Annotated in this window: 9 protein-coding genes and 3 pseudogenes; 10 read left to right on the top strand and 2 right to left on the bottom strand. The window is 41.6% G+C overall.

The genetic code is table 11. The annotated features are described in order from the left end of the window. Positions 1-47: 47 nt before the first annotated feature. From DXA55_RS18470 to DXA55_RS05160, 5 genes and pseudogenes are all read left to right on the top strand, one after another. Positions 48-146 (top strand): annotated as a pseudogene (locus tag DXA55_RS18470) (TnpV protein); the annotation flags it as partial. Positions 147-402: 256 nt separating this feature from the next. Continuing rightward, entirely contained in the window at positions 403-1,398 is a 996-nt protein-coding gene (locus tag DXA55_RS05175; RefSeq protein WP_199605748.1) for an ROK family protein, read from the top strand. A 437-nt stretch (positions 1,399-1,835) separates the two neighbouring features. Continuing rightward, positions 1,836-2,864 (top strand): zinc-dependent alcohol dehydrogenase, encoded by a 1,029-nt coding sequence (locus tag DXA55_RS05170; RefSeq protein WP_055268459.1) that lies wholly within the window; start codon positions 1,836-1,838, stop codon positions 2,862-2,864. Between the two features lie 9 nt (positions 2,865-2,873). After that, a complete protein-coding gene (locus DXA55_RS05165) occupies positions 2,874-3,266 on the top strand; it encodes a VOC family protein (RefSeq protein ID WP_117813235.1) in 393 nt (130 codons plus the stop codon). Positions 3,267-3,284: 18 nt separating this feature from the next. Next, positions 3,285-4,650: pseudogene (locus DXA55_RS05160) on the top strand (MFS transporter). A gap of 67 nt (positions 4,651-4,717) precedes the next feature. Here DXA55_RS05160 and DXA55_RS05155 read toward each other — a convergent pair. After that, positions 4,718-4,987 (bottom strand): MarR family transcriptional regulator, encoded by a 270-nt coding sequence (locus DXA55_RS05155; protein WP_242998363.1) that lies wholly within the window; start codon positions 4,985-4,987, stop codon positions 4,718-4,720. Positions 4,988-5,210: 223 nt separating this feature from the next. Here DXA55_RS05155 and DXA55_RS19180 point away from each other — a divergent pair. The 5 genes and pseudogenes from DXA55_RS19180 to DXA55_RS05130 all read left to right on the top strand — a co-directional run bounded on the left by DXA55_RS19180 (position 5,211) and on the right by DXA55_RS05130 (position 11,938). Next, positions 5,211-6,064: pseudogene (locus DXA55_RS19180) on the top strand (YitT family protein). Between the two features lie 256 nt (positions 6,065-6,320). Next, positions 6,321-7,721, top strand: coding sequence for a rhamnulokinase (gene rhaB, locus DXA55_RS05145; protein ID WP_117813233.1), 1,401 nt, complete (start codon positions 6,321-6,323; stop codon positions 7,719-7,721). A gap of 34 nt (positions 7,722-7,755) precedes the next feature. Beyond that, positions 7,756-9,177: an arabinose isomerase gene (locus tag DXA55_RS05140; protein ID WP_117813231.1), complete on the top strand. Its 1,422-nt coding sequence runs from the start codon at positions 7,756-7,758 to the stop codon at positions 9,175-9,177. A gap of 46 nt (positions 9,178-9,223) precedes the next feature. Then, positions 9,224-10,045, top strand: a complete 822-nt coding sequence (gene rhaD / locus DXA55_RS05135; RefSeq protein WP_117813229.1) for a rhamnulose-1-phosphate aldolase — start codon at positions 9,224-9,226, stop codon at positions 10,043-10,045. Between the two features lie 210 nt (positions 10,046-10,255). Further along, positions 10,256-11,938: an AAA family ATPase gene (locus DXA55_RS05130; RefSeq protein WP_117813228.1), complete on the top strand. Its 1,683-nt coding sequence runs from the start codon at positions 10,256-10,258 to the stop codon at positions 11,936-11,938. A 64-nt stretch (positions 11,939-12,002) separates the two neighbouring features. Here DXA55_RS05130 and DXA55_RS05125 read toward each other — a convergent pair whose 3' ends face one another. Continuing rightward, positions 12,003-12,935: an AEC family transporter gene (locus tag DXA55_RS05125; RefSeq protein ID WP_117813226.1), complete on the bottom strand. Its 933-nt coding sequence runs from the start codon at positions 12,933-12,935 to the stop codon at positions 12,003-12,005. Positions 12,936-13,322: the final 387 nt, after the last annotated feature.

Raw genomic sequence — 13,322 nt, 5'->3', positions numbered from 1 at the left:
AGATGACACGATAGAGATCGACTTAGATTTAGAAGTTGGATGCAACCAGTGCTGAGTTGAAAGCTCGTGATCAGATGGAATGGGTCAGATTGGTAAATGGTATTCGTAATATGGCAGAAGAACTTGTGTTAAAAGAATTGGTGTAGATCTAAAGCGTGGAAAACTCCTTCGGGAGCTTTTGGCTGTTTATAAGATAAATTCTGTCGGAGATTTATTATAAAACATTACTTTACAAGAAGAATAAAAAAGCATATAATTCTTTTATAATATATTTAATAAAAGAGGGTAAGAAAACGGAAAATAAAGATAAAAAAAATACAACAAGAAAAAAAATAAATTAATTATGTGCTAAACAAGCATGTTACATCCAAGGCGGAAATCGCAAAAGAGTTAAACTTGAGTATGCCGACTGTGTTAGCAAATGTGAATGACTTATTAGAAAAAATGGTGTTGGAAGAAACTGGGGAATATGCTTCGACCGGTGGACGAAAGGCAAAAAGTATAGGGATTAATAAGTCATACTGTCATGCAATGGGAATTTTGATTACAGCGAATCATATAGAAATGGTATTAGTAAATCTTGGAGATGAGATTATAAAAAAAGATCGCATCCGTTTAAAATTTACGGCAGAATTATTCTATTGTACAGAGGTGGCACAAAAGGTCAGAACTTTTCTTGAAGGCGAATTAGCGAAGGACACGCTACTTGGGATTGGAGTGGCGATTCCAGGAATTATTGATCAGAAAGAACGGATCGTTTTAAAATCCCATGCTTTAGGTATAGAGAATTATAGTCTGCGCTTTTTAGAGCAGGCTTTGGACATTCCAGTATATTTTGAAAACGATGCTAATGCTGCAATGCTTGCAGAAAAAAAGCAAAAGTATCCAAATGCGATATATCTGTCTTTGAACCACACCTTAGGAGGTGCATTCTGCATAGATGGAAAGCTGTTTCGAGGGCAGAACCAGAAAGCAGGGGAGTTTGGTCACATGATACTCGTTCCCGGTGGAAGAAAGTGTTATTGTGGTAAATCAGGATGTGCAGATGCATATTGTGCAGCAAGTGTACTGACACAAGATAACAGGCAGTCACTGGATGCATTTATGGAAAAAATTGAAAGTGGTGATGAAAAAAATTTGCAGACATGGAATGAGTATTTGGATCATCTTGCTGTTTTGATATCAAATCTGCGGATGGCATATGATATGGACATCATACTAGGAGGTGATGTGGGAGGCGTATTGTCAGATTATATGATACCACTGGGCGAAAAAGTGATGGCATATAATGGCTTTGAGCATGATGTTTCATACTTGAAAAATTGTTCGTATAAGAAAGAAGCGTCGGCTGTTGGAGCCGCGAAATACTTTTTTACAAAACATATGGTAGAATTGTAATTTTTCTGAACGCAGATAAGCAGTCCACCGCATCTGGTGCGTAGGGAATTAAGCGTTGGGTAAGGGGATGTTTAGTCTGTTGGAGTTAAAAACTCCCACTGACAAGTTGCAAAGCGAATGCGATGTCCGATTTATATGTGTGAAAAACGAGAAGTTGTGTAAAATTAGAAAAAGATATTATAGTAAAAAAACGGAAAGAAAACAGTAACTACGGTTTCCTTTCCGTTTTTTTGCATATTAATTGTGAAAAATATACAAAAAATATATTTTGAAATTATGAAATATATAAAAATATGAAAAAACATATTGACAAATTGTGTTTATAGGACAATAATGAAAAAACATATTGACAAATTGTGTTTATAGGACAATAATATAATTACTTTAATAAAACGTTTTATAAAACGTATAACAATATAAAAAAGGAGGAAACAACTATGTTACAGCAGGTAATGACAAATCCAGGAGAAATTATTTTCAGAGAGATTCCGGTTCCGGAGGTAAAGGAAAATCAGGTGTTGGTAAAGATTATGAATATTGGTGTTTGTGGATCAGATATTCATGTTTATCATGGAAAACATCCGTTTACAAAATATCCGGTAACACAGGGACATGAGGTTTCTGGTGAGATTACAGAACTTGGAAAAAATATCACCGAGTTTCATGTGGGACAGAAGGTGACGATAGAGCCGCAGGTATATTGTGGACATTGCTATCCATGTCGTCATGGAAAGTATAATCTCTGTGAGGAATTAAAAGTAATGGGATTTCAGACGACAGGAACAGCATCTGAGTATTTTGCAGTGGATGCATCTAAAGTAACACCTATTCCGGAAGATATGTCCTATGAAGAAGGAGCTATGATCGAACCTCTTGCTGTGGCAGTTCATGGTGTAAAACAGATGGGTGATGTGGCTGGCATGAATATTGCAGTCCTTGGAGCAGGACCGATCGGAAATCTCGTGGCACAGACAGCAAAAGGAATGGGAGCAGCGAAAGTGATGATCACAGATATCAGTGATCTTAGATTGGCGAAGGCAAAAGAATGTGGAATTGATGTGTGTGTGAATACCAAAAATAAAGACTTCGGTGAGGCGATGATCGAAGCATTTGGACCGGATAAGGCAGATGTGATCTACGACTGTGCCGGAAACAATATCACAATGGGACAGGCAATTAAATATGCAAGAAAAGGAAGCACGATCGTACTGGTGGCTGTTTTTGCAGGAATGGCAGAAGTAGATCTTGCAGTGGCAAATGACCACGAACTTGACATTAAGAGCACGATGATGTACCGCCATGATGATTACATAGATGGAATCAGACTGGTAAATGAGGGCAAAGTTCATTTGAAACCGCTCATCTCAAAGACATTTGCTTTTAAAGATTATCTGAAGGCATACCAGTATATTGATGATAACCGCGAGACAACGATGAAAGTAATTATCAACGTCAGTGAAAAGTAAGGAGTTCGTATGGAAAATAAATATGGAATTGTCGGAATTGCCCATGTCGGGCTTCCGACAAACGATTTACAGAAAACAGTTGAGTTTTATAAGAGTCTTGGATTTGAAGTAATTATGCAGTCTTATAATGAAAAAGCAGGGGAAAAAGTGGCATTTTTACAGATAAAAAATTACTGCATAGAGACTTTTGAAAATGGGAAGGCGGAAATGTCAGACGGTGCATACCAACATGTTGCACTTGATGTGGAAGACATTGAAAGTATGTATCAGAAAATCTGCAATGAAAAATACACAGTTATTACAGACGGAATCGAAGAACTGCCATTTTGGGAAAATGGTGTGAAGTTTTTTATGATTAAGGGACCAAATGAGGAAAAAATAGAGTTCTGTCAGAAACTCTGATAAAAATAGGAGGGACATATGGGAGGCGAAAGCAAAAATGGAAAAGTACCGCTGATCAGTAAGATTGCATATGGGTTTGGTGATGTTGGATGTAATTTCAGCTGGATGTTCGTCAGTAATTTTCTGATGATATTTTATACAGACGTGTTCGGAATCAGTATGGCGGCTGTTTCAGCACTTATGCTTTTTTCAAGATTCTGGGATGCAATCAATGATCCAATCGTCGGGGGACTTACGGATAAAACAAAATCGAGATGGGGACGGTACCGTCCATGGCTGTTAGTAGCGGCACCAATTACAGCAATTCTTCTTGTCATGACATTCTGGGCAAGACCCGACTGGCCGCAGAATGGAAAGATCATTTATATGGTAATTACATATTGTCTGCTGGTTTTGGGGTATACCTGTGTGAATATTCCATATGGAACCTTGTGTGGTGCTATGACACAGGATATTGATGAACGTGCAAAAATAAATACATCCCGTTCGGTTGCAGCGATGATTGCAATTGGTGTGTTAAATATTATCACAGTTCCGCTGCTCAGCAAATTCGGCAGTCACAGTGCAAAGACAGGATATCTGACGGTTGCGGTCATATATGGATGTATTTTTACAGCCTGTCATTTCTTCTGCTTTGCGAAGACGAAAGAGGCAGTGATTACTCCGGAAAAAGAAAAAATTTCTGTAAAGATACAGTTGAAAGCAGTTATGCAGAACAGACCATATCTTCTTGCATTGGCAGGACAGATATTATTTGGATTTACATTGTATGGTAGAAACGCAGATATTCTGTACTACTTTACATATGTGGAAGGAAATGCCTCCTACTACACAACTTATTCGATGTGCATCATTATTCCTTCTATCATCGGGGCAGCCTGTTTTCAACCATTATTCCGCAAGCTGAATAATAAAGGAAGAACAGCATCTCTCTTTGCTTTGTTTACAGGAATTTCCATGTTGTCTATGTTTTTCTTCAATGCCAAAGAATCATCAGCTATTTTTTATGCATTATCTGGTCTCACACAGTTTTTTTTTCTCTGGATTTAATACCGCAATCTATGCAATTATTCCAGACTGTGTGGAATATGGGGAGTGGAAAACCGGACTTAGAAATGACGGTTTTCAGTATGCATTTATTTCACTTGGAAATAAAATCGGAATGGCAGTTGGAACAGCACTTTTAGCAGGATTACTTGGAAAATATGGTTACATTGCAAATCAGACACAAAATGCAACTGTACTTTCAATTATGAAACATGCATTTACGACGATTCCAGGTGCACTTTGGATTGTGACTGCGGTTGTATTATTTTTCTACCGGTTAAATAAAAAACGTTATAACGAGATTGTGGAGGAACTGAAAAATGGAAGAAAAAGTTAACATCGTGGCATTGGAAGAATTGCTGATTGATTTTACGGAAGCAGGACACAGCCAGGATGGGAGGAAATTAAAATACCGATACCAATAGAAATTTTAAAATCGGATACAATCTGAATGGCGTTTGCTTTTCTTCCGCCGGTGGATGCAAAAAGCCGTTTTTTTCTATCAGACCTTCCTGCTCCAGAAGGTTGAGGTTCTGGCTGACTGTGGATAAACCCATCTGCAGTTCCTGAACGATCTGCTGCTTGGAGGTCTTTTTCTTTCTGTAAATATATTGGTAAACCTTTGATTTATTTATTTTTTTGAGACTAATGTTGGTCAATCCCTTTTCGCTCATGTTGTTCTCCTGATTACGTTGCAAGATAATGTTAAGTTTATTGTAGCATAGAACGAAAAAAAGCAATAAAAAGGATATGTATTACAGAAAGCTGACGGAAAAGCAACAACGATACACAAATATGTTGGAATGATTCCCGGAAAGGGTTTACATATCTTCAAAATGCCATTAATATAAGGAAGGGATCTTCCCATCCATAAAAAATAAGATACGGAGAATTAACATGAAAAAACAACTGAAGGATACTCAGATTCTGTTGGAAATCCTGATCCTGACAGCAGCTGTTGCTATTATTGCAGCGGCAGTCTATTTTTTTCTGGTACCAAGCCATACTTCTGTCAGCAGTATTTCGGGTCTTGGTATCGTACTTTCCAACTTTGTACCGTTGCCCCTTTCCGTCATCACCATGATTCTGAACGTAGTACTTCTGATCATCGGCTTTTTTACCTGCGGAAGAGAATTTGGTGTAAAAACCGTCTACACCAGTATCATGCTTCCTGTTTTTCTTGGACTTTTTGAAAAATCTTCCCGGATTTTGGTTCGATGACAAACAGTCAGGAGCTGGATGTTCTGTGCTATACACTTGTAGTCAGTGTAGGACTCAGTATTCTTTTTAACAGAAATGCTTCTTCCGGCGGACTTGATATTGTAGCAAAGATCATGAATAAATATCTTCATATGGAGCTTGGAAAAGCCATGTCTCTGTCTGGTATGTGTGTTGCTCTGTCTGCAGCACTCGTTTACGACAAGAAAACGGTAGTTTTGAGTATTCTTGGAACGTATTTTAACGGAATTGTTCTGGATCATTTTATTTTTGATCATAATATCAAACGCCGGGTATGTATCATCACTCCAAAGGAAGAAGAACTTCGGGAATTTATTCTTCATGAGCTGCACAGCGGTGCTACGATCTATGAAGCCTATGGTGCCTATAACATGCAGAAGCGCAAAGAAATCATCACGATCGTAGACAAGACCGAATACCAGAAGCTGATGAATTTTATCAACAAACTTGATCCGAAAGCGTTTATCACAGTTTATAATGTATCCAACATGAGATATCAGCCTAAAATGTAAAAAAGTTCCGCAGCACCTCAATCACAGAAGTGCTGCGGAATTTTTTTACCGTAATTTCCTGTGAAAACGTTTTTTGAATTATTCCATGGAGCAAAAACTCCGGCGCGGCGGAAGGAGAAGAAGAGCGGACGGATGCAGATGGATACGATCAATGACATTGCTATAGTGCAAATAAGGACACTTTTTTAGACAAAGCGTGTTCTTTTTTTACCACATAAAGTTATCTATAATTAGAGACAGAAAATGGAGGAAGGGTATGAAAAGATATTATTTAGCAATTGATATAGGAGCATCCAGCGGAAGACATATTCTCGGCCATATGGAAGATGGGAAAATGGTTCTTGAGGAAATTTACCGTTTCCCGAATGGAATGCAGAAACGGGACGGTGAGAAGGTATGGGATATCGAGGCGCTCTTCGAAGCTGTGCTGGCCGGAATGAAAAAATGCAGAGAACTTGGAAAAATCCCGGTGAGTGTCGGAATTGATACATGGGCGGTTGATTTTGTCCTTTTGGACAAAGATGATCAGCGGATCGGAAATGCCGTTGCCTATCGCGATGACCGCACGAAAGGGATGGACAAGGAGGTTTACCGTACGGTGCCGGAGGAAGAACTCTATGCATCGACCGGTATTCAGAAACAAATTTTTAACAGTATTTATCAGCTCATGGCGTGGAAGAAGAAAAAGCCGGAACAGCTGGAAAAAGCAGAGACTCTTCTGATGATTCCGGATTACCTGAATTTCCTGCTTTCCGGCGTGAAAGCGCAGGAATATACCAATGCAACAACGACCCAGCTTGTCAATCCGGAAACCGGGGACTGGAACAGGGAGATGATTCAAAAACTGGGATACCCGGAGAAAATCTTCCTGCCGATCCGTGAACCGGGGACTGTGATCGGTCGTCTGAAAAAAGAAATTCAGGAGCAGGTCGGCTTCGACTGTGAGATTGTTCTTCCCGCAACACACGACACAGGCTCCGCAGTAGTCGCTGTGCCAAGCAATGGGGAACATGTACTCTACATCAGCTCTGGAACCTGGTCTCTGATGGGAACAGAATTAAAAGAGGCCGATTGCGGGACAGAAGCCATGCAGCACAATTTTACCAATGAAGGCGGCTACAACAGAAGATACCGTTTTCTGAAAAACATTATGGGGCTGTGGATGATTCAGTCTGTACGAAAAGAAATCGCAGAGGAGGTAAGTTTTGGAACCATTTGCGAAATGGCATCGAAATGCAGGATTTCATCCATCGTGGATGCAAATGACGATCGTTTTCTGGCACCGGAACATATGACAGTAGAAGTGCAGAAGGCGTGTGAAGAAAGTGGCCAGCAGATACCGCAGGGAATTACAGAGATCGCAGCAGTGATCTATAACAGTCTGGCAGTATGCTATGCAAAGACATTAAAAGAACTGGAAGAACAAACGGGCTGTCAGTACCGGAAGATTCATGTCGTAGGCGGCGGCGCCAACGCCGATTATCTGAACCGGCTGACAGCAGAAAAGACCGGAAGGACCGTACTGGCGGGACCGACAGAGGCAACTGCCATCGGCAATCTGGCGGTGCAGATGATCACCGGAAAGGAATGCAGCAATTTGAAGGATGCGAGAAACTGTATTTTCCATTCCTTCGAAATCAAACAATATGAGCCATAAAAAATGAGATGAAAGGTTAAAATGGGCAAAGAACATGTTAGTTGAAACAAAAGCAAAAGTAGGTGTATTTGCAATCGCACTGGGTGCATATCTGCCGCAATTTCCGACGCTGGTTCCGGAATTTGAGGCACAGTATGATGCATTCAAAAAGACGATTCCGGATACCGTTGAAATGATCGATGGTGGAATCGTTACAACGAAAGAATTATCGATGGAAGCAGGAGATAAGTTTCGTGCAGCGGATGTAGATCTTGTTATTTTACAGCTTCTGACCTACGCGACCAGCTACAATATGCTCCCGGCAGTCCGTGACCTGAATGTGCCGGTTGTGCTTGTGAATGTACAGAAACGGAAAGCACCGGATTATGCGAATACCGATACGCCAAAATGGCTGGGTGAGCTGTATGCCTGTGGAGCAGTCGGTGAGATGGTAGCCGATCTGGAGCGTGCAGGAAAACGTCATGCCGTTATCACCGGTGTTGTAGAAGGCGGAGATGCTTACGTAGCTAAGGAAATCGACGAGTGGTGTCGGGCAGCCCAGGTACGCAGAAGATTCCGCTACACCAATATTGCCCAGATCGGAAGACCATATCCGGGAATGATGGACCTGTATATCGATGAAACAAACCTTTACAACCGGATGGGACTTTATACGAAACAGTTCGACTGGGAGAAAATATGGGCAATCGCGGATCCTGTTACAGATGAGGCCGCAATCCGCGCCAAGGCAGAGGAGATTCTGGATACCTTTGACATCGAGGGCGGTGCAACGGTAGAGACCGTATGGGATATGGCAAAATATGTCGTTGCATTTGAAGAGTGGGTGAAAAAAGAAGAGCTTGGCATGGTGGCATCCCATTATGACGGCTTTGCAAAAGGGGTTGCCGGAAAACTGGACAGCATGCTGATCCCGGCATTTTCCATGCTGATCAAACAGGGTACAGCCTGTGCCGTAGAGGGTGATATGAAAGTTGCAATGGCAATGAGCATTCTGAAAACAATCGCCGGAACCGGTCAGCTTTCTGAGATGTATTCGATCGATTTCAATGAGGATATCTGTATTATCGGCCACTCCGGATCGGGAGATGCTGATATTTCGCAGGCGAAAAAACCGTCCATGAAAATCGTTGATGTTTTTCATGGCAAGACGGGCGGCGGATATCTGACGCAGTTTTATCCGCCAGTTGGAGATGTTACATATCTTGGAATTACGCAGGATAAAGACGGTCACTTTAAATTTGTTGCTGCAGAGGGTGTCAATGAGGATGGTCCGATCTTTACCTTTGGCGATACAAACATGAGAACACGTTTCTCCATTGGGGCAAGAGAGTTCTGCAACAGATGGAGTGAGGCGGGACCAACACATCATATGGCAGCAGCTGTCGGACATCATATTGATACGATTCTGAAAGTGGCAAAAATCCTGGATGTGCCGGTAGAGGTTGTGTGCCGGTAAATATCGATAAAAGAAGAGGAAAAGAGAGAAAGAAGAGGGAAAAAACATGAAATTTTTAGACGCAGAATTTGTAAAAGGCTTTATCCGTATGGCAAATGACGGCTGGGAGCAGGGATGGCATGAGAGAAACGGCGGAAACCTTTCTTACCGTGTGAAACCGGAAGAGGTTGAAGAGGTAAAAGAAAATTTTGAGGCCAGAGAGTGGAATCCGATCGGAACCACCGTTCCAAATCTTGCGGGAGAGTATTTCCTGGTAACCGGAAGCGGAAAATATTTCCGAAATGTCACAATCAAACCGGAAGACAGCATCTGTATGATTGAGCTGGATGAAAAAGGTGAAAATTACCGCATCGTCTGGGGTCTCGTCAACGGAGGACGTCCGACCTCAGAGCTTCCGAGCCATCTGATGAACCTGGAGGTAAAAAAACTTCAGGACGAAAGATACCGCGTTGTGTACCATGCACATACCACCAACGTGATCGCGCTTACCTTTGTTCTGCCGCTGGAAGATAAAGTATTTACCCGCGAACTCTGGGAGATGGCAACCGAGTGCCCTGTTGTATTCCCGTCCGGAATCGGTGTCGTTCCGTGGATGGTTCCGGGAGGCAGAGAGATTGCGGTTGCCACGAGCGAGCTGATGAAAAAATATGATCTTGCTATCTGGGCACACCATGGTATGTTCGCCGCCGGATTTGATTTTGATCTGACCTTTGGGCTGATGCATACCGCAGAAAAATCTGCAGAAATTCTGGTAAAAACACTTTCCATGCAACCAACGAAACGCCAGACGATCACACCGGATGAATTCCGCCATCTGGCAAAGGATTTTGGTGTAACACTGCCGGAAGAATTTTTGTATGAGAAATAAAACTGGAAACTGATAGTGAAAAATGGCCGTCTGATCCTTGCACTGAGGAATGGGACGGCCATTTTTTTGCTGTGCAGAAGAAAAAGTCTATTAATTTCTTTTGGAATTTGATAAACTATAAGATAAGATTATCGATTAGAAAACAGTGGAACATTTCATTATCAGACAGAAAATGCTGGTGTGTCTGCGCTCAGAAAGGAAAGATGAAATATGACTTCAGCGATTAGTATAGGAAAGCAGGATTTTGCTTCCCTTCGAGAAAATCATTATTTTTATGTTGATAAAACCGATTTTATCAGACAATGGTGGGAAAGTGGAGATGACATTACGCTGATCACACGTCCGAGAAGATTTGGCAAAACATTGAATATGAGCATGCTGAATTGTTTCTTTTCCAGACAGTATGCAGAAAAAGGTACCATCTTTGAAGGGCTTTCCATCTGGAAACAGGAAAAATACCGCAGACTGCAGGGAACTTATCCGGTGATTTTTCTGAGCTTTGCGGACGTAAAACAGAATAACTATCAAGATGCAGTGCAGAAGATAAAAAATATTATTGTAGATGCTTATCGCCAACATCGGTATTTGGAGCAGGAAGAATGCTTTACGCAAAATGAGAAACAGCAGATGCTGGAAATTACAGAAAAAATGAGTGATGTGACAGCACAGGATGCATTAAAAAATCTTTCCAGTTATTTGAATCTTTTATATGGAAAAAAAGTTTTGATCTTTCTGGATGAATATGACACGCCCATGCAGGAAGCCTATATTCATGGATACTGGGATGAATTTGTAGGATTTATGAGAAGCCTTTTCAATGCGACATTCAAAACAAATCCATATCTGGAACGCGCTGTGATGACTGGAATTACCCGTATTTCCAAAGAATCTGTCTTTTCAGACCTCAATAATCTGACAGTTATTACAACAACATCGGATGCCTATGCAGACTGTTTTGGTTTTACAGAAGAAGAGGTATTTCAATCATTAGATCAATTTGGAATGCCGGAAAAGAAAGATCTGGTAAAGCAATGGTATGACGGATTTTGCTTTGGCACGCATCGTGATGTTTACAATCCGTGGTCTATTACAAATTATCTGAAAGAGAAAAAACTGCGGCCCTACTGGGCAGCTACAAGTTCCAATGGATTGATCAGCAAACTCCTGCAGTCAGCATCGGTAAATATGAAGGAAGAACTGGAAAAACTGATCAACAGACAACAAATTGTAGTTAATTTTGATGAGCAGATTATATTTGGACAATTAGAACAGGATGAAAGTGCGGTATGGAGTCTGTTGGTGGCAAGCGGTTATCTGAAAGTGGAGGAGATTGAATACAGAGGACTGACGCTGGAGCCGTGGTATTCTCTTTCCATCACAAATCTGGAGACTGTGAGCATGTTTTCGAATATGTTCAAAAGCTGGTTTGCAGCGGCATCTGCCAATTATAATGAATTTATCAAAGCATTGCTGAATGGGGATGTAAAAGCGATGAACCTCTATATGAATGATATTGCACTTGCTACATTTAGTAATTTTGATGCTGGAAAACATGCGTCCGAGCGGAGCCAGCCAGAGCGGTTTTATCATGGATTTGTACTTGGGCTGCTGGTGGAAGTGCGAGATCTTTATGAGGTGCGTTCCAATCGGGAAAGTGGGTATGGAAGATACGATGTGATTCTAATTCCCAGAAATTTGGATCGAGATGCTATGATTCTGGAATTTAAAGTAAAAGAAACGGAAGAAAAAACGCTGCAGGAAACGGTACAAAAAGCACTGGCGCAGATTGAAATAAAGAAATACGACGCGGAACTGAAAGAACGGGGAATCCCAAAAGAAAGAATCCGGCATTATGGATTTGCGTTTGAAGGGAAAAAGGTACTAATTGGGTAATAGAAAACGCTGTCAATGCTTCTCTGGAAGGGGAAGCGGGACAGCGTTTTTCTGTTAATTGTGATTAGAGTACCATCTGAAGCAGCATTACCATAAGCGGCATCGTCACAATAGAAGCCAGCGTAGTAACAACATTGATGGCACTGGCATAGCGTGAATCGTTTCCGTATACCTGACACATCTGTGTAACTGTAGAGGCAGATGGCGTGATGACGGCGAGAAAAACAATCAGAATCAGCGTCGGTCCGTCTGCAGAAAGATCGGCAAGATGGCTGATTTTCAGAAGAACAAGCGCCATCAGCGGAACGGCGATCAGGCGGAGAAAGGTCACGAAGTAAATCCGTTTATTCGCAAAAATCTGCCGGAAGTCCATGCCGGCAAAAAGCATACCCGTAACAATCATACTGGCAGGGCCAACCATGCTTCCGACAGAATGAAGCGTATTGTTGACCAGCGCAGGAAGCCGGATGCCCGTGAAAAAAAGAAGAATTCCGACGAAAATAGAAATAATATTGAGGTTCAGAACAATCTTCTTCCAGTCATAGGAAGCCTCACGGCTGATCACCTTTTTGCAGTGCGTCCAGAAAAAGACAAGCTGTACGCTCATATAAACACAGCTGTAAAGCACCCATTCCGCTCCTAAAACAGCCGTCACAAGCGGCACAATCAGATTGCCGGAATTGGAGTAGTAAACAGAAGTTATCTCAACCGCATCCAAATGAAACACCCGTCCAAGAGCTGAAACCGCAAAAAGAAGCACAACCTGCATCAGAAACGAAGCCGCAAACGCAACCAGCAGCCCCCGCACCGTTTCCGGCGTGTAATCGACCTGAAACGCATTCAGAATCACGCAGGGAATGATCAGGTACAGCACAATTTTCGACAGAACTTTGCTGTCCTCATCCTTTAAAAGTCCGGCTTTTACGATTAAAAAGCCCATAAAAATCATAAGAAAAAGCTGCGCGATCTGCTGCGCAAGAAGAATACTGATCGTCATAAAAATCTCCCCATATGTGTGCCTTATAGAAAATATTATAAGGTGGAGGAGAGGGGATTTCAATTTCTTTTTGAGAAATTTTGGACGAAGTTTCGGAAGGGGAGGGAAAGAGATCTGATCAGCTAAAAAGCGAGCGTTGACAAAGCGAAACCCTTGTAATATAATACACTTAACAAGAGAACCGTTGGTCAGTGCACACCTGACCGCCGGATAAAGCTTTTAACTAAAAATAGCGCCTAACTTTACCAGAGCAGGGGCGCTATTTTTTGTGCATAATATTGATAACAAGAGTTATAACAGCACAAAGCATAATTATGAAAGTAAATAAATCACTATATGTAACCATCAGCACCAGCCTCCTTTCAAAAAATGTCCGGCGGCTGACAT

The sequence above is a fragment of the Blautia sp. OF03-13 genome, from assembly GCF_003460685.1.
Classification (GTDB): domain Bacteria; phylum Bacillota; class Clostridia; order Lachnospirales; family Lachnospiraceae; genus Fusicatenibacter; species Fusicatenibacter saccharivorans.
Note: the sequence above shows the minus strand (reverse complement) of the source record. Positions and strands in the feature narration are given on the sequence as shown.

Excerpts from the sequence above, each read along its gene's own strand:
- DXA55_RS05140 (WP_117813231.1), top strand. The coding sequence starts at position 7,756 with ATGTTAGTTGAAACAAAAGCAAAAGTAGGTGTATTTGCAATCGCACTG.
- DXA55_RS05125 (WP_117813226.1), bottom strand. The coding sequence starts at position 12,935 with ATGACGATCAGTATTCTTCTTGCGCAGCAGATCGCGCAGCTTTTTCTT.
- DXA55_RS05175 (WP_199605748.1), top strand. The coding sequence starts at position 403 with ATGCCGACTGTGTTAGCAAATGTGAATGACTTATTAGAAAAAATGGTG.
- DXA55_RS05130 (WP_117813228.1), top strand. The coding sequence starts at position 10,256 with ATGACTTCAGCGATTAGTATAGGAAAGCAGGATTTTGCTTCCCTTCGA.
- DXA55_RS05165 (WP_117813235.1), top strand. The coding sequence starts at position 2,874 with ATGGAAAATAAATATGGAATTGTCGGAATTGCCCATGTCGGGCTTCCG.
- rhaD (WP_117813229.1), top strand. The coding sequence starts at position 9,224 with ATGAAATTTTTAGACGCAGAATTTGTAAAAGGCTTTATCCGTATGGCA.
- DXA55_RS05170 (WP_055268459.1), top strand. The coding sequence starts at position 1,836 with ATGTTACAGCAGGTAATGACAAATCCAGGAGAAATTATTTTCAGAGAG.
- DXA55_RS05155 (WP_242998363.1), bottom strand. The coding sequence starts at position 4,987 with ATGAGCGAAAAGGGATTGACCAACATTAGTCTCAAAAAAATAAATAAA.
- rhaB (WP_117813233.1), top strand. The coding sequence starts at position 6,321 with ATGAAAAGATATTATTTAGCAATTGATATAGGAGCATCCAGCGGAAGA.